Source organism: Candidatus Nitrosacidococcus sp. I8 (genome assembly GCF_945836005.1).
In the GTDB taxonomy this organism is placed as follows: Bacteria; Pseudomonadota; Gammaproteobacteria; order Nitrosococcales; family Nitrosococcaceae; genus Nitrosacidococcus.
Map to the genome: position 1 here is coordinate 37,878 of NZ_OX241534.1, position 20,225 is coordinate 58,102.

Sequence of the window (20,225 nt, forward strand, 5' to 3'; positions counted from 1 at the left end):
TCAATATGCAGCAATACCTTAATTTGCTTAAAATAGTCTTAGAAACTGGTAAGCATCGGGGAGATAGGACGGGAATGGGTACTCAATCAATTTTTGGGTATCAAATGAGATTTGATCTGCAGCGGGGGTTTCCCTTAGTCACTACTAAAAAATTACATACCCGCTCTATCTTCGTAGAACTACTTTGGTTCTTAAAAGGAGACACCAATATTCAATACCTTCATGAACATAGCGTTACTATTTGGGATGAGTGGGCAGATACTCAGGGAGAATTAGGTCCCGTTTATGGTAAACAATGGCGTGCTTGGCCCCTAATGAATGGAGAAACTTTAGATCAGATATCAAGCACTATAGATCAACTTAAAAGTAATCCCTATAGCCGTCGTCATGTAGTGGTAGCCTATAATCCTGCGGATATAGATAAGATGGCGTTACCTCCATGCCATGCACTATTTCAATTTTATATAGCAGAGAATAAATTATCTTGCCAGCTTTATCAGAGAAGTGCTGATTTATTTTTGGGTGTACCCTTTAATATCGCCTCTTATGCACTTCTTACTCATTTAGTGGCTGAACAATGTAATTTAGAGGTAGGAGAATTTATCTGGACAGGAGGTGATATACATCTTTATCAAAACCATATTATCCAAACAAAAGAACAGCTTACCCGTACTCCTTACTTACTACCTAAACTTCATATTAAAAGAAAGCCTAGTTCTATATTCGAATACAGCTACGAAGATTTAGAAATTTTAGATTATAAAAGCCATCCAACGATTAAAGCAGCTATCTCTATATAAATTAAAATGGCAATTTCTCTTGTGGTAGCCATGGATAATAACCGTTTAATTGGCAACCAAAATAAATTACCTTGGAAACTACCTGCTGATTTGAAGTATTTTCGTAAATTAACTATAGAGAGATCAGTGCTTATGGGAAGAAAAACCTATGAGAGTATTGGACATCCCTTAGAGGGTAGAGAGAATATTATTCTTACCAGTGATTCTCGCTATATTGCAAAGAACTGCACTATAGTGAATAGCTTAAGCGAGGGATTACAATTCGCTCAAGAAAAAAAACTCATGGTAATTGGTGGTGCTTCTATATATGAGCAAATGCTTCTCTATGCTCAGAATATTTACTTAACTCATATTCATGGAGAATTTCATGGAGATAGCTGGTTTCCGTATATAGATTGGAGGCAGTGGAAGGAGTTTTGGAAAGAATCTCATAATTCTGATGATAAAAATCCTTATCGTTATGATTTCATTAAATTAGTGAGGCTAAATTAATCAAATCATCCCTTTCTCTGCAAACGAAAGGGAGCTTTCTCCATCACCTACAATGATATGATCTAATACCTTTATATCTATCAGTGCTAAAGCCTCTTTTAAGTGTTGCGTAATTCTTTTATCCGCTTGGCTTGGTTCTGCTATACCAGAGGGGTGATTATGGGCAAAAATTACTGCTGCTGCATTATGGTTTAATGCTTTTTTCACTACTTCACGAGGATAAACACTTGCACTATTAACGGTGCCTCGAAATAATTCTTCAAAGGCAAGTATCTGGTTTTGATTGTCTAAAAATAGACAAGCAAAAACTTCAAATGGATAAGATCGTAGATGTGCTACTAAATATCGTTTAGTGTTTTGAGGATCGGTCAAAATATCTTTTTCACTCAAGGTAGATGCTAAGTAGCGACGACTCATTTCTAAACATGCCTGTAGTTGGGTATATTTGGCTATGCCTAAACCAGGAACATCGCAAAACTCCTTTTGATTAGATTCTAACAGTGGGCGTAATCCATCAAAACGCTCTAAAAGATCTCTAGCTAAATCAACTGCAGTTTTTCCAAAAATACCAGTACGTAAAAAAATAGCCAGCAATTCCCCATCAGATAGAGCACCTGCTCCTCGCTGTAGAAGCTTTTCTCGTGGCCTTTCTTCTACTGGCCAGTCAGTTATCGCCATAAAATTTTAACCCTAAAATCCCTTTATATAGCTTTATTGCATAAATGTATGGTAAATATACTCTAATAACACTAGGCATTAAAAAAGAATTACTTATATATCTATTGATTTTGAATTTAAGTAAAATAATACTTCTATGGGAAATAAGCTTTATATAAAAACCTACGGCTGCCAAATGAATGAATATGATTCTACAAGAATGGCAGATATGCTTTATAAATCCCATGGATTAGAGCGTACTTCAAACCCTGATGAAGCTGAAGTGTGGTTACTTAATACTTGTTCTGTTAGAGAAAAAGCACAAGAGAAAGTATTTTCCCAGCTAGGGCAATGGCAGGCTCAAAAGAAAGCAGATCCTAAACTAATCATTGGAGTTGGCGGCTGTGTTGCTAGTCAAGAAGGAGAAGCAATTCGAGCACGTGCCCCTTATGTAGATCTTGTCTTTGGCCCTCAAACGATCCATCGCTTACCAGCTATGATTACTCAAGCTAGGGCAACTGGAAAACCAGTGATTGATATTTCTTTTCCAGAAATTGAAAAATTCGATAAATTACCTGAACCTAGAGCAGAAGGACCTACTGCATTTGTCTCTATTATGGAAGGCTGCAGTAAATACTGTTCTTTTTGTGTAGTCCCTTATACCCGTGGAGAGGAAATTAGCAGATCCTTCGACGATGTGCTTGCTGAAATTGTAAGTTTAGCAGATCAAGGGGTACGTGAAGTTACCCTTCTGGGGCAAAATGTAAATGCCTATAGAGGTCTAATGAGCGATAAAGATATTGCTGACTTAGCACTACTGATACATTATGCTGCAGCAATTGATGGCATAGATCGTATTCGCTTTACTACTTCTCACCCAGTAGAATTTTCAGATAGCCTTATTCAAGCTTTTGCTGAAGTACCTGAACTTGTCAGCCATCTGCACTTACCAGTGCAAAGCGGATCAAATAAAATGCTTAGCTTAATGAAACGAGGGCATACTATTGAGGAGTATAAAGCCAAACTTCAGAAATTACGTAAAGTACGTCCTCATATCAGTATCTCTAGTGATTTTATTGTTGGATTGCCTGGGGAAACTGAGAATGATTTTCAAGCCACCCTAGATTTAGCAAAAGAAATAGGCTTTGATCACTCTTTTAGTTTTATTTATAGTCCTAGACCAGGTACACCTGCCGCTAGTATTCCTGATTCAACACCTACTGAAGTAAAAAAAGAGCGTCTTTCCAGATTACAAGAATTACTTCTTTCCTCAGAACAAGTAATTAGCCAAAACATGATAGGTACAATGCAACGAGTACTTGTTGAAAAACCATCTAAGAAAAATTCTACCTTTTTGTCTGGGCGCACCGAAAATAATCGAGTAGTGAATTTTCCTGCTAATAAGGAGTTAATTGGTAGTTTTATGAATATACAAATTACTGAAGCACTTTCGAATTCTCTTCGTGGTAGAATTTACCAATAAAATATCATAATACTATTTCCTTAATGATTTTTAAGGTTTAATCTTGAATATCACATGTCATTTCTGATATATCTTGGATAACAACGAATCCGCTATTCTCCACACTAGTAATACCAGTAGATTTATTTTAGAACCGCTAAGTAATCGGCGATTAGCTAATCTTTGCGGTCAATCTGATAATAATCTACGTTATATAGAAAAAAATTTAGGGGTAGAAATCAATAATCGAGGTAATAGATTTCAAATTACAGGGGATAGCCTTTCAGTAGAAAAGGCAACTAAGATTATCAAATCCTTATACGATAGGGCAAGTAGAAATTACGTTAGCCCAGATTATATACATCTCTCTCTTCAAGAATCAGATATATCTATACAAAATATAGAAGAAATTTCAATTAAAACTCGTCAAGGGACAATTAAAGGGAGAAACCCACAGCAAACTTGTTACTTATATAATATTGCTCATTATGATATTAGTTTTGGGGTTGGTCCAGCAGGTACTGGTAAAAGCTATTTAGCAGTAGCCAGTGCTATAGAAGCATTAAAACAGGAAAAAGTTCAAAAATTACTCCTTATTCGCCCTGCGGTAGAAGCGGGAGAGCGATTAGGATTTCTTCCCGGAGATTTAACTCAGAAGATAGACCCCTATCTTCGCCCTCTTTATGATGCACTCTACGATATGCTAGGGTTTGAGCGAGTTAATAAGCTTATTGAGCGCCATATCATTGAGGTGGCCCCTTTGGCCTATATGCGCGGCCGTACACTCAATGAATCTTTCATTATTTTAGATGAGGCCCAAAATACAACAATTGAACAAATGAAAATGTTTCTTACTCGTTTAGGGTATGGGTCTACAGCGGTAATTACCGGAGATATAACACAAATCGATCTTCCTAAAGGGCAAAAATCTGGATTACGCCATGCTATTCAGGTATTAAAAGATGTACGAGAGATTAGCTTTACTTTTTTTAAATCTACGGATGTAGTACGACATCCATTAGTCCAAAAAATAGTACAGGCCTACGATCATTTTGATAAACAATCCCTCTAAGCCTTATGAAGGTCACAATTCACGTTCAATACGCTATATCTAACGCAAAAAATTTTCCTTCTAAACCTGATTTTAAGCTTTGGGTAAACACAACCTTAGTAGGTTATCCGAAAGATACGCAGATAACAATACGTATTGTAGATTCTCAAGAAATGGAGGATCTAAATTGGAGATATCGAGGTAAAAAAGGAACAACAAACATTTTATCTTTTCCTATTGGTAATGATTCTACAACCTCTCATAAAATTCCTTTAGGAGATTTAATAATCTGTGCTCCTGTAGTAGCTCGTGAAGCCTTAGATCAAAATAAAGATGAAAAATCCCACTGGGCTCATTTAACGATCCATGGGGTATTACATTTACTTGGATTTGATCATCAATATGAAAATGAAGCTCAATATATGGAAGCTAAAGAAATAGATATCCTAAAACAGCTGGGGTATCCCCATCCTTATGAAATTAATAGTGAGTATTTATGAATAAAGATCGACCTAGTCATGCTCTAGATCATCCCTCTTGGCGGGAACGATTAGGGCAAGTATTACTGGGAATGCTACAAGATCGAAAGCAATTTATCAACCTTTTATATAACGCTTCAGAACGTGATCTTGTTGATCCTGAAGTGTTTAATATCATTAAAAGTGCACTTACTCTGGAAGAAATACAAGTATGTGACATTATGGTGCCCCGCACCCAAATAGAAATGATAGAAGAGGGGTCTTCACCAGAGAGGATTTTTGAAAAAATTACTCAATCTATTCATTCACGATTTCCAGTTATGGGTAAAAATAGAGATGATATAGTTGGAATCATGATGGCTAAAGACATACTAGCTCGCTTTCATAGTAATAAGCTTTCTTCTTTTACTATAGCAGATATCATTAGACCAGCTTTATTTATTCCTGAAAATAAACGCCTTAATACTCTATTAAAAGAATTTCGTGCTAGCCGTAATCATATTGCGATAGTAGTAGATGAATATGGAGGCACTGCAGGACTAGTGACTATTGAGGATGTATTAGAGCAAATTGTAGGGGATATTGAAAATGAGCATGGTTTTTCGGAGGAGAAAAATCATATTATTCCTTGTGGAAATGATAGTTATTTTGTAAAGGCACTTACCTCAATTGAAAATTTTAACCATTACTTTAAAACTAATTTCAATGATGAAGATTTAGATACAGTTGGTGGTTTAGTACTTAATGAATTAGGTTATGTGCCTAAAAAAGGAGATCAAGTTACTATTGGTAACTTTGAATTTAAAGTATTACGAGGAGATAATTGTCGCCTCCACCTGTTAGAACTACGTTTAGTGCCAAATATAAAAGAGTCTCTTTCATGCTAAAGCTGATCCGTTTGTTATTTAGCGGATTTACTTTACTTTTAATAGGGATTGTAATTTTTGCTACCCTTTTTCCTATTAACGGCAGTAGTGCGATTCTTCTAGATCAAATAACTACCTTTGCAATTGTATTATTATTTTTTATGCATGGGGCTAAGTTATCCCGTAGTGCAATTATTGCAGGAATTACTCATTGGCGATTACATAGCCTTATTTTTATCTTTACTTTTGGTATTTTTCCTCTCATTGGTTTTATTACACTTCCCTTTATAAAGCCACTGATCGGTTTTAGCCTTGCAGTGGGTGTACTTTTTTTATGTACGCTACCTAGTACTGTACAATCTGCTATTGCATTTACTTCTATTGCTCGAGGTAATGTACCTGCTGCAATTTGTAATGCTTCTGCCTCTAGTATTATTGGTATTGTATTAACCCCGCTTATATTTAGCTTAATGGTAGAAACTCATTCAAATGGGAGTCAGCCATTACTAACACCTATTATTGAGATTAGTGAAAAGTTATTGCTGCCATTCCTTATTGGGCACTTAATGCGTCCTTTAATAGGAAGTTTTATAGAAAACCATACCAAGTTAGTCTATTTTGTCGACCAAACTTCTATTCCGTTGATCGTTTATTCTGCTTTTAATGAGTCGGTTATAAACGGAATTTGGCACCAAATACCTATGAAATCTCTTTTTATTCTCACTGTAATTTGTAGCGTTTTGTTAGCTATAGTGCTCACTGCTACAACTTGGTTGGCTCGTTATTTTCATTTTAATAAAGAAGATGAAATTACTATTGTATTTTGTGGCTCTAAAAAAAGCCTTGCCTCTGGTGTACCTATAGCGCAAGTAATGTTTTGGGGGAGCAGTAGCACCATTGCAATTGGTCCTATTTTGTTACCTATTATGATTTTTCATCAAATACAGCTCATGATATGTTATGCCCTCGCAGAGCATTATGCCGCTCGCTTTGAGTAGCTTTCTACTATATAGAAAACCCTTTCTATAGCTTAGTAATTTTTTATTTATGCCCATCCAACGAAACATAAAGAGTATTCTAGCACTCGTTGCAGGAGGAATACTTCCGCTTGCTTTTGCACCCTATCACATCTATATAAATGCAATTATTAGCCCTATTTTTTTGTTTACTATTTGCCGTAACGCACTAGCTAAGCAAGCACTATGGTATGGATGGTTATTTGGTATAGGCTACTTTGGCGTAGGGGTTTCTTGGATTTATATAGCTATTCATGATTTTGGTCATACTAGTATTGTTTTAGCTCTGTCTATCACTGGGTTATTTATTGCCTTTCTTAGCCTTTTTCCTGCAGTATTAACAGGGCTAGTCGCATTTCTCTTTCCTAATGAAAGCAAAATTAAATATCTCTTAGTTTGGCCTGCTTTATGGGTAATTCTTGAATGGATTCGAGGTTGGATTTTCACAGGGTTTCCATGGCTAAGCCTAGGCTATAGCCAGCTTGAAAGTCCTCTTTCCAATTTAGCTCCTATTTTAGGAGTGTACGGAGTTTCTTTAGCTGTTACATTGAGTGCCGGCTTGATTATACTTGCGTATTGCTGGAAAAATTCTGCACGTTTTATTGCCATCGGAGGGCTAGGATCACTGTGGATTTTTAGCTTTTTTTTATCTTATATACCATGGACTATTCCTATAGGTAATCAAATGCAAGTTACCTTAATTCAAGGAAATACGCCTCAAGATATAAAATGGGAGGCTAATCAAGTGAAATTAGCACTTGAGAAATATCATCAGCTTACAGAACGGCACTGGGATAGCGATCTTATTGTTTGGCCAGAGGGTGCATTACCGGTGCTATATCATCAGATTGAGCAAGGTTATTTAGCTCATCTCGAGGCCGAAGCAAAAATTCACCATACAGATTTATTAATCGGGTTACCTTTTTATAATCAAGAAAGCGGAAAATATTATAATGGGTTACTGAATCTTGGTACTAAAAGATCTTTTTACTACAAGTATCACTTGGTCCCCTTTGGTGAATATATCCCTCTTGTCTCTTATCTACAGGGAATTATTGATTTTTTTAACTTACCCATATCTTCTTTTAGCTCAGGGGAAAAACAACAGCCTTTATTACAAGTTGCAGGCTATCCTATAGCGGCATCCATTTGCTATGAAGATGCTTTCGGTGAAGAGATCACTAAAAAATTACCTGAAGCTAAATTTCTAATCAACGTAACAAACAATGCTTGGTATGGGGATTCTTTAGCTCCTCATCAGCATTTACAAATTGCTCAGATGCGCTCATTAGAAGTCGGGCGAGATTTAGCACGGGCTACTACTAATGGAATTTCAGCTATTATCAACGCTAAGGGACAGCTAATAGCAACAACAGAGCAATTTATTACTACCACTTTAACAGGAAGCATTCAGCCAAGGGAAGGTAAAACACCTTATGTTTTTTTGGGTAATGATTCTATTATTGGACTCTGCTTTATAAGCTTTGTATTTAGCGTTATTAAAAATCGCCGAGTAGCTAAATAATTATTATGGTGCTGCGAATTTTAGGTCTATTTCTTATTTTATTTAGCACAGTATTAATTCCGCCTGTAATAATATCTTGGCTTTACCATGATGATGCAGTATCAGTTTTTTTAGTTGCTTTTAGTCTAATTGTTGGGTTGGGGTTATTATTCTGGCTCCCAAGGCATAAGTATCGTAGAGATTTAAGACGAAAAGATGGATTTATTATTGTTGTCATGTTTTGGGTGGTCTTAAGTCTTTCAGGATCTCTACCATTTTTTTTAGCCGAAAACCCAAACCTATCTTTTACTGATGCGGTTTTTGAATCGGTATCTGGACTAACCACAACAGGTGCAACTGTCATTAGTGGTCTCGATGAATTACCCAAATCCTTACTTTTTTATCGTCAAGAATTACAGTGGTTAGGAGGTATGGGATTAATTGTACTTGGAGTTGCTATTTTACCAATGTTAGGGATTGGAGGTATGCAGCTTTATCGGGCAGAAATTCCTGGCCCTATGAAAACAGACAAATTTACCCCACGTATTGCTGAAACGGCAAAAACATTGTGGTTAATATATATAGGTTTGACGATTGCTTGTGCAACAGCATACTGGCTTGCAGGAATGAGTCTATTTGATGCAGTGGCTCATAGTTTTTCAACGATTGCGATTGGCGGATCTTCAACTCATGATGATAGTTTTGGCTATTTTGATAGTCCTTTAATTGAAGCAATTGCAGTATTTTTTATATTTCTAGCAGGCATGAATTTTTCCCTCCATTTTTTTGCTCTTAAGAACCATTCTATAAAGCATTATTGGAAAGATGAAGAATGCCGAGCCTATTTATTTATCCTTGTATTTGTAGCATTATTTGCATCTATCTACTTATGGATTTATCAAGATTTCTCTGATCCCTATTCAGCTTTTCGCTATGGGATTTTTTATACTGTTTCTATTAGTACTACTGCAGGGTTTAGTACTGGTGATGGATATGGAAATTTACCTAGTTTTTTTCCTGTTTTATTACTTATGGTTGCTTATATTGGTGCTTGTGGTGGTTCCACTGGTGGTGGAATGAAAGTTATTCGAGCACTATTGCTTTATAAGCAAGGAACACGAGAAATAAAGCGATTAATTTACCAAAGTGCTACGATTTCAATTAAAATGGGGGATAAAAGTATCCCAGATCAAATCATAGAGGGTGTAAGTGGTTTTATGGCTATTTACATGGTTTGCTTTATTTTATTGTATTTAATATTGCTAGCTACTGGATTAGATATGATAACGGCTTTTTCTGCGGTAACTTCCTGCTTAAACAATGTAGGGGTAGGGCTAGGAGAAGCAATTAATAACTATGAGAGTATTAATACCATTTCTAAATGGACTTTATGCTTCGCTATGCTATTGGGACGTTTAGAAATTTTTCCTATCATTGTGCTTATGACACCCATATTTTGGAAACAGTAGCCATTTTTTAATTTTAGAATCTTATAAAGGAGTAAGTATGAAAAAAAATATTCACCCAAAATATAATAAAGTTGCAGTAACTTGTAGTTGTGGTAATACGTTTACTACTGGTTCCACTAAAGAAGGAGAACTGCACATAGAAGTATGCTCTTCCTGCCATCCCTTCTATACAGGTACTCAAAAACTTGTAGATACTGCAGGACGTGTAGATAAATTCCGTCAAAGATACGAGAATAAATAATCAAAATTTTTTTACTCATCGTGCTTATTTAAAGAATGCTTACAGAACATTTAGATATAGAATCTCAGGCGCTTGCATATCATGCCAATCCTCAGCCCGGAAAAATTGCTGTAAGCATTACTAAGCCTTTAGATACACAAAAAGCCTTAAGTTTAGCTTATAGCCCCGGTGTTGCAGCTCCTGCTAAAGAAATTGCTGCTGATCCAAGCAAAGCTTATAAATACACTGCAAAAGGTAATTTGGTTGGGGTAATTACTAATGGCAGTGCAGTACTTGGTTTAGGAAACATTGGTCCTTTAGCAAGCAAACCTGTAATGGAGGGCAAAGCTGCTTTGTTTAAAGTGTTTGCGGGGATAGATGCGATTGATATTGAAATAGAAGCAGATTGTCCAAAAGATTTTATTGAGACAGTAATACGTATCGCCCCAACTTTTGGAGGGATTAATTTAGAAGATATCGCATCTCCTCATTGTTTTGAAATTGAGCAAGCACTTATCAAACAACTTAATATTCCAGTTATTCATGACGATCAACATGGCACTGCAATTACAGTAGCAGCTGGGTTAGAAAACGCTTTAGAGTTACAAGGGAAAGTTCTATCTCAGGCTAAAATTACTTGTGTAGGTGCCGGGGCAGCAGGAATTGCGATTCTACAATTATTGGTTTTATTAGGTGCCTCAAAAAATAATATTTTATTAGTAGATCGGCAAGGAATTATTCACAAGGATGATTCCCCTTTGCATGCCTATAGCCATCAGTTTGCCGTTCAAACATCTGCACGTACTTTAGCAGAAGCAGTTGCAGAAGCTGATGTTTTTATTGGCGTAGCTACTGCTGATTTATTAACGCCACAGATGCTTAAAACTATGGCTCCTAATCCTATTGTTTTTGCCCTATCTAACCCTAATCCGGAAATTGATCCAAAATTAGCCTATGCTACTCGAAAAGATTTAATCTTAGCTACCGGTCGTAGTGACTATCCTAATCAAGTTAACAATGCTTTGGTTTTTCCTTTTCTGTTTAGAGGGGCATTAGATGTAAGAGCTACACGTATTAACAATGAAATGAAAATAGCTGCGGTACAAGCACTTATAAAATTAACCAAAACCCCTGTGCCTCAAGAAGTATTAAATGCTTATGGAGAACGAGAATTAGCTTTTGGAGTCAAGTATATTCTTCCTAAGATAATAGACCCTCGCTTAAAGCCTGTACTTTCTTCAGCTATTAGTCAAGCAGCTATTCAATCTGGTGTTGCACAAAAAAATCTGTAATTAACTTTACAAATAAGATTTAAATAACCTTTCTACTTCTTTATATTTAGCTCGCTTCATAGGTTTCTTATCTACTGGGCTAAGTGGGCTGAGACGAACACCTGAGATAGGGAATACTACTAGTCTTATTATTAAATTTTCTATCGTAATCTGAAATGCAGAAAAAGATTTATTCTCTCCTGTGGTAAAAGAGAATATTTTCGATTCTAACTTAAATAAAATACGTGCCTCTGTAAGAAGTAAGGCTATATCATTTTCTGAATCTGCAAAAACATGAATATAAATATCAGAGTACTCCGATACTATCCCTTGTAGTATATCTCCCGTCAATCTAGGATTGAAAGCAGAGAAAAAACCCATAACTTTCAGTGCAGCCTGATATTTTTCTTGTAAAATTTTAGCTTGTGTCTCAATCTTAAATATACCTAAATAAGATTGAGTAGCTTGTGCAATTTCTAAATTTGTTGGTAAATTCCTATGATCGTATACCTTTAGCATTGCAGCAGCTTTGGTTTTAGCATGATAATAACTTTGAATACCATGCTCTATCATAAGTCGAGCGGCTTCGAGTGCAATATATGATTTTATCCGCTGATTTTGAGATGGCATAAACTTTTAAAAAAGTTGATCTATTGCCGACGAATCCTTTAGTTCAGGATCATTAAGGTTATTTTTCTGGCGATTATTTACATGTTCAGTAGGCACATGTCCAGCACTGAAAATTTCAAAAATCCCCTTTGAATTAGATCCAGCTAATAATCCAGTCGTAGGATCTATACGTATAGTAACTATATCAGAGGGTTTTATAAAATTATGGCTAGGTATATCTTTGAGTACTGTACTCATGTAATCCACCCACATAGGTAGGGCTACCCGTGCCCCAGTCTCCAAATTTCCTAGAGACTCAGGCTGATCAAAACCAACCCAGCACACAGCAACAATATCTGGATTAAATCCAGCAAACCAAGCATCATACTGATTGTTAGTCGTTCCAGTTTTACCGGCAATGTCGCTCCTACCTAGTATTTTAGCGCCTTGTCCAGTACCGATACGAATTACATCTTGTAGCATTGTGTTTATGATATAGGCATTTTGCGGGGTAATTACTCTAGGGGCAATAGGTGCAGTTTCTATTTCCTCTATTGGTAATATTTGAGTGTCGATAGTCTTTCCTTCTATACTTAGATCTTTACAAACTTGGCAAATTCGTGGAGGATTAGCTTGGAATATCACCTCTCCACGTGAAGTTTCTATTTGGTTAATAAAATAGGGGGTAACTAAAAACCCCTCATTTGCAAAAACTGCAAAACCTCGTGCCATTTCTAATGGAGAGGTATCACCACTACCTAGTGCTAAAGATAGGCTTCTAGGTAATTGTTTTGAACTAAATCCAAATCGCTCTATATAGCTAATAGCATAATCAATACCAATATCTCGTAGCAGCCGGATGGAAACTAAGTTCCTAGAGTGAGTAAGAGCAACTCTAAGCCGAGTTGGTCCGAAAAATCGACCATTGTAATTTTTAGGTCGCCATACTTTTTCAAATTGAGGTTCATCAATCACAATAGGTGAATCATTGATTACACTAGCAGCAGTATATCCTTTCTCTAAAGCAGCAGAATAAAGAAAAGGTTTAAAGCTTGATCCTGGCTGACGTTTTGATTGTATGGCTCGGTTAAATTTGCTTTGGTTAAAATCAAATCCACCACTTAAAGCAGTAATTGCTCCATCGGTAGGAGATACGGATACTACTGCTCCTTCTACTTCTGGTATTTGGGCAAGTTTCCATGTATTATCGGATTGAGATTCTACCCAAATAATATCTCCTTGGTTTAGAATATCTGCAGTCTGTGCCGGTTTTTGACCTAATCTGTTTATATCAATATAAGGTTGTGCCCAGGATAACCCACTCCAAGAAATCGTGTGTTCTCCCTTATCTTTTATGTAAACCTGAGTACTTTGTATCCCTACTTTAAGTACAATTCCAGGATGTAACCGCCCAATAGAATAGTATTTATCTAATATTTGATTATAAAAATCTGTGGAATAATCAGATATATCTATATGATATTTCGAGCCTCGATAGCCATGTCTTTGATCATAAGAAAGTAATGCCGCATATAATGCCCTATTTGCAGATTTCTGGTGCTGCGCTTGAATAGTGGTATATACATTGTACCCAGAGGTATAAATCTCAGGTCCATATTTCTTAGACAATTCAACCCTTACCATTTCTGCAATAAATGGTGCCTGTACTTCAATAGAGTGCTTATGGTATTTTGCAGTTACTACAGCATTAGCTGATTTTTTATAGTCATTTTCAGTAATGTAACCTACCTCATACATACGGTGTAGCACGTAATTTCTTCTTTGTAGGGCACGAGTTGGGTTTACCACAGGATTATACCCAGAGGGTGCTTTAGGTAACCCTGCAATCATAGCAAATTGAGGAAGAGTGAGTTGATCTATAGTAGTACCATAATATACTTGAGCAGCTGCCCCTACGCCATAAGCTCGATTACCTAAGTAAATTTTATTTAAATAAAGGGCAATAATTTCATCTTTACTCAATTTTTGCTCTATTTGAAGTGCAAGTAAAATTTCTTGCAATTTACGTAAATAAGTTTTTTCTCTACTTAGGAAAAAATTTCGAGCAACTTGCATGGTTATCGTACTGCCCCCTTGGGCTTTTCTTCCAGTCTTAAGTAAATAGTAGGCAGCACGCAGAATACCTTGGTAATCTACCCCCGGATGTTCATAGAATCGATCGTCTTCTGCCGCTAGTATGGCTTTTACCATTAAGGGGGGTATTTGCTCGAATGTTAGTGGAATACGGTGCTTGTCCCCATACTCAGCAATCAGTTTTTTTTCTTTAGAAAAAATTCTTAAGGGAACTTGTAGTTGAATATCTTTAAGGGTGTCTATGGGTGGGAGCTGAGGAGTAAGATAAAAGTATATACCGATTGCAGAAAAAAAAATAAATAGGGTAGCTGCTAATGTTAGGTTAAACACCCAACGAAAAATAAAAAGTAGTCCAGCCATAGAAAATAAAAATAAATTTTATATTTAATATAAATAATGAGATGGAGAATTTTTTAGTTAAAAAATCTTTAAACTGCTTTATAATTTAGCTTAAAACTAAAAATATATTAACAAAATATACATCTTCTATCTTTACCAAGTGATCTCAATACTATGCCTTATGTATTAGTAGACTCTACTAAACACACCTTATCCTCCCTTAAAAATAAAATATCAGGGTTTTTCCCTAAAAAAATTCCACCTCTATTGGGAATAGATATTAGTTCATCTGCAATTAAATTAATTGAGCTTGCTCAAGGCAGTAGTGGACTTTATGTTAAACACTATTCAATAGAGCCTCTACCACCAAACACCATCATTGACAATAACATAGAGGATGTGAATAAACTTAGCAAAGCACTAAAAGATATCATTCAACAGCTGGGGACCCGTACTAAAAAAGTAGCAACTGCCATACCTAGCTCACATGTTTTTAATAAAATAGTACCCATTCCTATTGATCTCTCAGGGAGTGAATTAGAAGCTTACATTGAAACTGAGGTAGAACAGCATGTTCCCTATTTGAGGGAAGAAATAAATTTCGACTTCGAAGTACTAGGCACTTCAGAATCAGATCCAGATTATATGGATACCTTACTTGTCGCTTGCCGTAGTGAGTATATTAATACTCGAATTACTGCATTAAAAAACGCTCACTTAATACCTACTGTCATAGATGTAGATACCTATGTTATGGAGAAAGTCTTTCCTTTTATCCTAGAGGCCATTCCAAATCAGGATTCAAATAATACGATTGCAACCATAGATGTAGGTGCAACACTAATTATAATGAATGTATTTCATAACGGAAGAATCATCTACACTCAAGAGCAAGCCTTCGGAGGTAATCAACTTACTCAAAATATACAGTATCACTACAACTTATCCTATAGTGATGCAGATTTGGCAAAACAAAGAGGAAATCTACCAGAGAGCTATACTAATCAGATTCTTATTCCTTTTGAAAATGAAATTATAAAAAGGATACAAAATCTTATAAAAATATTTATTTCCTCAAGCCATTATGACAGTATTAGCCACCTTATATTATGTGGTGGTTGTGCCACCGCCCCTAAGTTAAGGGAAATAGCTGAAATTTCACTTAAAACACCTACCTCGATTGCTAATCCTTTTAGTTCTATGATGCTAGGATCAGAAGTTAATCCTAAATCACTATTTAGTGATGCTCCTAGATTAATTATCGCTTGCGGATTAGCCTTAAGACATTTTCCCTGATGACTCAAATTAATTTACTGCCTTGGCGAGCTATTCAAAGAAAGCGGCGAGAGAAGAATTTTTATATTGCTCTAGGTATTTGTACTGCACTTATAGTAGGTGTAATTACTTTAATTAATTTCTATATCAATGACCTAATTAGCTATCAAAATCAAAGAAATAACTATTTACAAGAGGAAATTAACAAATCAACTAAAGTGGTAGGAGAGGTCAATAAACTAGATAAAGAGAAAGAAAAAATTTTAACCTATATGGAAATTATCCAGCAACTACAAGTAAGCCGACCACTTATCGTACAAATTTTTAGCAAAGTAGGGCAATCCATTCCAGATGGGATGTATTTAGAAAGTATGGAGCGTAAAAATCATACCATTACACTTATTGGATTATCCGAATCGGATAGCAGAATTTCTACATTTATACACCACTTAGATGATTCCTCCCTATTTGAAAAGACTCAATTAAAAGGGGTAGAAAAAATAGAAAAGGATCAGAATATTGTTCGTAAACAATTCATTTTGGATACTACCGAGAAGTGGCTAGGTTCTACTCTTAAAGAAAAATAAAGATTCATTAAAAAAATAGCGATTAAACACTATGGATCTAGATTTTAATGATATTGGTAATTGGCCAATCACTACAAAAATTATCTTTATCCTACTAGCTTGCCTACTGGTTGCTGCTGGTGGATATTTTCTTTTTACCCAAGATCAACTACAACAGCTTAAAAATCTTGAAAATCAAGAGCAGCAACTTAAAACATCTTTTCAAACTAGGCAATTACAGGCCTCTAAATTATCTAGCTACAAAGAACGGATAGGGGATTTAGAAACATCTTTTAATGAAATGTTACACCAGCTCCCAGATAAAGCTGAAATTAGTAATTTACTCACAGATATTTCACAAGCAGGAAAAGCGAGTGGGTTAGAGTTTGAATTTTTTAGACCAGGGCAAGAAAAAATTGAAAGGTTTTACGCAGAGTTACCTATACAAATTCAAGTACTTGGTCATTACCATCAACTTGGAGAATTCATAAGTAAGGTAGCTGCCCTACCTCGTATTGTCACTTTCCATGATTTCTCAATTAAGCGTGGAAAAACAGATGTTTTAGTAATGACCGCTACAGCAAAAACCTATCGTTATCTTGATGACACAGAGAGAGAGGCGAACGAGGCAGATTCAAATAAAAAGAAAAAATAAGTGATGAATGCTTCATTGGGTTATAAAAAGAAAAACAAATTACTTACTATTTGTACTATTGCCGTTAGTTTCTTAGGATTGCTCGGATGCAATAATCAGAATCAAGGGATAGCAGATTTACAACAATATACACAAACAATTAAGTCCCGTCCTGCTGCAAAATTAGAATCCTTACCTGAGGCAAAACCTTACGAAAAATCCATTTATAAATTTGTACGGATTCGTGATCCGTTTGTACCGATTCTAGATATGGCAGAAGAAAAAATCAGCCCATCTAATATTGTTGCCCCTGATCAGGATCGTCCTAAAGAGGCCCTAGAGGAATATGCTTTAGGTGCCCTTAAAATGGTAGGTATCTTAAAACAAAGAGAGGAAATATGGGCACTAGTTCTTACCCCAGATCGTCATTTATACCGAGTTCAATCAGGCAATTACATTGGGAAGGATTACGGAAAAATAAGACGTATTGACGATGGAAGTATTGAAATTTTAGAGACTTTCTTTGAGCACGGAAGTTGGTTTGAACGGGAAGTAAAACTTGAGCTAAGTACTATAGAAAATTAAAAAAATGAATAAAATCCATCGATATATTAAAAAGCTATCTATCAATCGTTGTTTCTTACTCTCTATTGGATTATTCCTGCTGCCTATATGTGCTCGAGCTACAACACAATTACAAGATATAAAATATGCCTCTTTAACAGGAAATCAAACCCAAATTCAATTTATATTTTCAGAGTTTGCCTCCTATCCGCAATTTTTTACCATAGAGGATCCCTCAAGGATTATATTAGATTTTTCAGAGACACAAATTGCTTTAGATGCTAAATCCAAGTCCGTTGGATTAGGTGCTGTTAATAACCTTATTATGGCTGAAGATACCAATCGCACAAGGGTAGTCGTAAATCTAACCCATTCAGCACCTTTCAAAATTAAAGAAAATGGAAATATTATTGAGCTATTAATACAAGATACTGAAGCCAATTCCCGTCCGAATTCAAAATTAATTAATAATTACCTATATCGAATCAAAAATATTGATTTTCGTAGAGGCGAACATGGAGAAGGGCGTATTATTGTACTGCTTTCTGATCCCCATATATCTGTTGATATTAAAGAAGAGGGCGGAGATATTATTGCCGATTTTTCTAATACCCATCTACCTGATAAGTTTAAGCAACGCTTAGATGTATTAGATTTTGCAACACCAATTAAGTTTATAGATATTTTCCCTAGAGAAAAGGGGGCAAGAATTCATATTATCCCAATAGATTCTGATCACGAATATCTCTCCTACCAAACTGATAATACTTTGGTGATAGAAGTAAAACAGGGTAAAAAACGAGGAGAGGAAGATGATGATGAATATATGGGAGAGAAACTTTCTCTAAACTTCCAAGATATTGAGACAAGAACTGTATTACAGTTACTAGCGGATTTTTCTGAATTTAATTTAGTTACCAGCGATGCAGTACAAGGCAATGTTACTTTAAGATTAAAAAAAGTACCCTGGGATCAAGCCCTAGACATTATTTTAAAAACTAAGGGGTTAGAAAAACGCCACAGGGGAGATATTACCTTGATTGCTCCTAGTGAAGAGTTAGTAAGTAATCAAGAACAGGAGTTAAAATCCCAGAAACAAAGTGAGGAACTTGCACCACTTCGTGCTGAATTTATTAAAGTTAAATTTACTAAAGCAACTTCTCTCGCTAGTCTCCTTACCACAGGAATAAGCCCAATAGACAACTCACCTATGGGCATGATGGCAATGATGGGTGGCGGTATGGGTGGCGGTATGGGTGGCGGTATGGGTGGCGGTATGGGTGGCGGTATGGGTGGCGGTATGGGTGGCGGTATGGGTGGCGGTATGGGTGGCGGTATGGGTGGCGGTATGATGGGCGGTATGATGGGCGGTGGCAGTGGTGGTAGTAATTCTAATAATTCTTTTATCTCTAAAAGAGGAAAAATTATTATAGATGGTCGCACTAATACCCTATTTATTATGGATACTCAAGATAGTTTGGATCAAATCCACAAAATTATCGCTAAATTAGATGTCCCAGTACGTCAAGTACTCATTGAATCTAGGATTGTTATTGCAAGTACTCAATTTAGTAAAGAACTTGGGGTCAGATTTGGGCTTAACAAGCAATCTGGTGCTGGAAATGGAGCATTTCAGAATTTCACTACCTCTGGGTCTCTAGATGGTACAAATACAATCATGACGAGTGGTACTGCGGGGGATCTTTCAAATCGTTTAAATGTTAATTTTCCCTCACCTCCTTCAACAGGAGGCGTAAATGCAGCACAAATGGCACTTGCATTTACCAAACTTCCTTTAGGAACTTTATTAGAATTAGAACTCTCTGCGTTACAAACAGAGCAAAGGGGTAAGATTCTGTCTAATCCACGGGTAGTTACTGCTAATAATAAAATGGCTATTATTACGCAAGGTACTCAAATTCCTTATCAACAAGCAGCTTCGAGTGGAGCAACTTCTATTTCATTTAAAGAGGCAGTATTAAGTTTAATGGCTATTCCCCAAATTACTCCTGATGATCATATTATTATGGATTTAAAAGTAAATAATGATGCTGTAGGTGCAATTTTTGGTGGGGTGCCAAGTATTAATACCCGAGAGCTTATGACTCAAATACAAGTAGAAAATGGACAAACAATTGTACTGGGCGGAATATATGAAGAACAGGGCAATAGACAAAAAAACAAAGTACCTTTTCTAGGAGGTATACCCTACATTGGTGCATTATTTCGTGGTACTGTAGATAGTACCCAAAAAAGTGAATTACTGATTTTCATAACGCCTAAAATTATCGAAGAATCCGCTCAATTTAGCTAATTGGCAAAATTATCTCCAAAATGGTCCAGCAGAATATTTTCTTTATTGGCCCAATGGGCGTAGGAAAAACAACCATTGGAAAATCTTTAGCAAAAATTTTAGGAAAAACTTTCTATGATAGCGATCATGAAATTGAACAAAGTACACAAGCGAGCATTCCTACAATTTTTGATATAGAAGGAGAGGAAGGATTTAGGCTACGAGAATATAAAACAATTACCGAGCTAGTAAAACTAAACAATATTGTACTTGCCACCGGAGGAGGAGCAATTCTTAATGAGAAAAGCAGAATGTTGCTGGCAGCACAAGGCTTAGTAGTTTATTTATATGCACCAGTAGAGTTTTTATATCGCCGTATTGCTTATGATAAAAATCGCCCGTTACTTCAAAAAGATAATCCATTAGATTATTTAACCCAGTTATTTCATAAACGGGATCCGCTCTATCGAGAAATCTCGGATATAACTATTTGTACTGAAAAAAAAACAATTAAGGCAATTACTGACGAAATCCTTCATCGATTAAGACCCATTGAATAACCTC

General features: G+C 36.0%; 20 protein-coding genes. 17 read left to right on the forward strand and 3 right to left on the reverse strand.

What is annotated here, in order from left to right; translation table 11 throughout:
• Positions 1–5 precede the first annotated feature (5 nt).
• The gene (locus tag OOL07_RS00225; RefSeq protein ID WP_264694003.1) at positions 6–800 is read left to right on the forward strand and encodes a thymidylate synthase; all 795 of its coding nucleotides are present in this window, start codon (positions 6–8) and stop codon (positions 798–800) included.
• 6 nt (positions 801–806) lie between these two features.
• Complete coding sequence (locus tag OOL07_RS00230; RefSeq protein ID WP_264694005.1) at positions 807–1,292, forward strand: dihydrofolate reductase; 486 nt, start codon at positions 807–809, stop codon at positions 1,290–1,292.
• Here the strand turns inward: OOL07_RS00230 and radC are convergent, their stop codons facing one another.
• Positions 1,293–1,970: a RadC family protein gene (radC, locus tag OOL07_RS00235; RefSeq protein WP_264694007.1), complete on the reverse strand. Its 678-nt coding sequence runs from the start codon at positions 1,968–1,970 to the stop codon at positions 1,293–1,295. It lies immediately after the preceding gene.
• A gap of 136 nt (positions 1,971–2,106) precedes the next feature.
• On the opposite strand from radC, the gene miaB reads away from it, so the two are divergent.
• The 9 genes from miaB (at position 2,107) to OOL07_RS00280 (ending at position 11,308) form a co-directional block, all read left to right on the forward strand.
• Positions 2,107–3,432, forward strand: a complete 1,326-nt coding sequence (miaB, locus tag OOL07_RS00240) for a tRNA (N6-isopentenyl adenosine(37)-C2)-methylthiotransferase MiaB (RefSeq protein WP_264694009.1) — start codon at positions 2,107–2,109, stop codon at positions 3,430–3,432.
• 73 nt (positions 3,433–3,505) lie between these two features.
• On the forward strand, positions 3,506–4,483 hold the full coding sequence (locus OOL07_RS00245; RefSeq protein ID WP_264694011.1) for a PhoH family protein: 978 nt from the start codon (positions 3,506–3,508) through the stop codon (positions 4,481–4,483).
• Positions 4,484–4,488: 5 nt separating this feature from the next.
• Positions 4,489–4,962 carry an rRNA maturation RNase YbeY gene (gene ybeY, locus OOL07_RS00250; RefSeq protein WP_264694013.1) on the forward strand — a complete coding sequence of 158 codons (474 nt, stop codon included), beginning with the start codon at positions 4,489–4,491 and terminating at the stop codon, positions 4,960–4,962.
• Positions 4,959–5,828, forward strand: a complete 870-nt coding sequence (locus tag OOL07_RS00255) for a CorC family transporter (protein WP_264694015.1) — start codon at positions 4,959–4,961, stop codon at positions 5,826–5,828. The genes ybeY and OOL07_RS00255 overlap by 4 nt, the downstream gene beginning before the upstream one ends.
• Positions 5,822–6,805: a bile acid:sodium symporter family protein gene (locus OOL07_RS00260; protein WP_264694017.1), complete on the forward strand. Its 984-nt coding sequence runs from the start codon at positions 5,822–5,824 to the stop codon at positions 6,803–6,805. The genes OOL07_RS00255 and OOL07_RS00260 overlap by 7 nt, the downstream gene beginning before the upstream one ends.
• 49 nt (positions 6,806–6,854) lie before the next feature.
• Positions 6,855–8,348, forward strand: coding sequence for an apolipoprotein N-acyltransferase (gene lnt, locus OOL07_RS00265; RefSeq protein WP_264694019.1), 1,494 nt, complete (start codon positions 6,855–6,857; stop codon positions 8,346–8,348).
• A gap of 5 nt (positions 8,349–8,353) precedes the next feature.
• Complete coding sequence (locus OOL07_RS00270) at positions 8,354–9,796, forward strand: TrkH family potassium uptake protein (RefSeq protein ID WP_264694022.1); 1,443 nt, start codon at positions 8,354–8,356, stop codon at positions 9,794–9,796.
• Positions 9,797–9,833: 37 nt separating this feature from the next.
• Positions 9,834–10,037 carry a 50S ribosomal protein L31 gene (gene rpmE, locus OOL07_RS00275; protein ID WP_264694024.1) on the forward strand — a complete coding sequence of 68 codons (204 nt, stop codon included), beginning with the start codon at positions 9,834–9,836 and terminating at the stop codon, positions 10,035–10,037.
• A 35-nt stretch (positions 10,038–10,072) separates the two neighbouring features.
• Entirely contained in the window at positions 10,073–11,308 is a 1,236-nt protein-coding gene (locus OOL07_RS00280; RefSeq protein WP_264694026.1) for a malic enzyme-like NAD(P)-binding protein, read from the forward strand.
• A 6-nt stretch (positions 11,309–11,314) separates the two neighbouring features.
• On the opposite strand, the gene OOL07_RS00285 is transcribed toward OOL07_RS00280, so the two are convergent.
• Positions 11,315–11,917, reverse strand: coding sequence for a hypothetical protein (locus tag OOL07_RS00285; protein WP_264694028.1), 603 nt, complete (start codon positions 11,915–11,917; stop codon positions 11,315–11,317).
• Positions 11,918–11,923: 6 nt separating this feature from the next.
• Complete coding sequence (locus tag OOL07_RS00290) at positions 11,924–14,350, reverse strand: penicillin-binding protein 1A (RefSeq protein ID WP_264694030.1); 2,427 nt, start codon at positions 14,348–14,350, stop codon at positions 11,924–11,926.
• Between the two features lie 153 nt (positions 14,351–14,503).
• Here OOL07_RS00290 and pilM point away from each other — a divergent pair, with 153 nt between their 5' ends.
• Genes pilM through OOL07_RS00320 form a run of 6 tightly spaced genes read left to right on the forward strand, consistent with a single transcriptional unit; the run spans position 14,504 to position 20,221 of the window.
• Complete coding sequence (pilM, locus tag OOL07_RS00295; protein WP_264694032.1) at positions 14,504–15,625, forward strand: pilus assembly protein PilM; 1,122 nt, start codon at positions 14,504–14,506, stop codon at positions 15,623–15,625.
• Positions 15,625–16,191, forward strand: a complete 567-nt coding sequence (locus OOL07_RS00300; protein WP_264694034.1) for a PilN domain-containing protein — start codon at positions 15,625–15,627, stop codon at positions 16,189–16,191. The genes pilM and OOL07_RS00300 overlap by 1 nt, the downstream gene beginning before the upstream one ends.
• A gap of 31 nt (positions 16,192–16,222) precedes the next feature.
• Entirely contained in the window at positions 16,223–16,825 is a 603-nt protein-coding gene (locus tag OOL07_RS00305) for a type IV pilus inner membrane component PilO (RefSeq protein ID WP_264694036.1), read from the forward strand.
• Positions 16,826–16,828: 3 nt separating this feature from the next.
• The gene (locus tag OOL07_RS00310; RefSeq protein WP_264694038.1) at positions 16,829–17,389 is read left to right on the forward strand and encodes a pilus assembly protein PilP; all 561 of its coding nucleotides are present in this window, start codon (positions 16,829–16,831) and stop codon (positions 17,387–17,389) included.
• A 4-nt stretch (positions 17,390–17,393) separates the two neighbouring features.
• Positions 17,394–19,682 carry a type IV pilus secretin PilQ gene (locus OOL07_RS00315; RefSeq protein WP_264694040.1) on the forward strand — a complete coding sequence of 763 codons (2,289 nt, stop codon included), beginning with the start codon at positions 17,394–17,396 and terminating at the stop codon, positions 19,680–19,682.
• A gap of 20 nt (positions 19,683–19,702) precedes the next feature.
• Entirely contained in the window at positions 19,703–20,221 is a 519-nt protein-coding gene (locus OOL07_RS00320) for a shikimate kinase (protein ID WP_264694042.1), read from the forward strand.
• Positions 20,222–20,225: the final 4 nt, after the last annotated feature.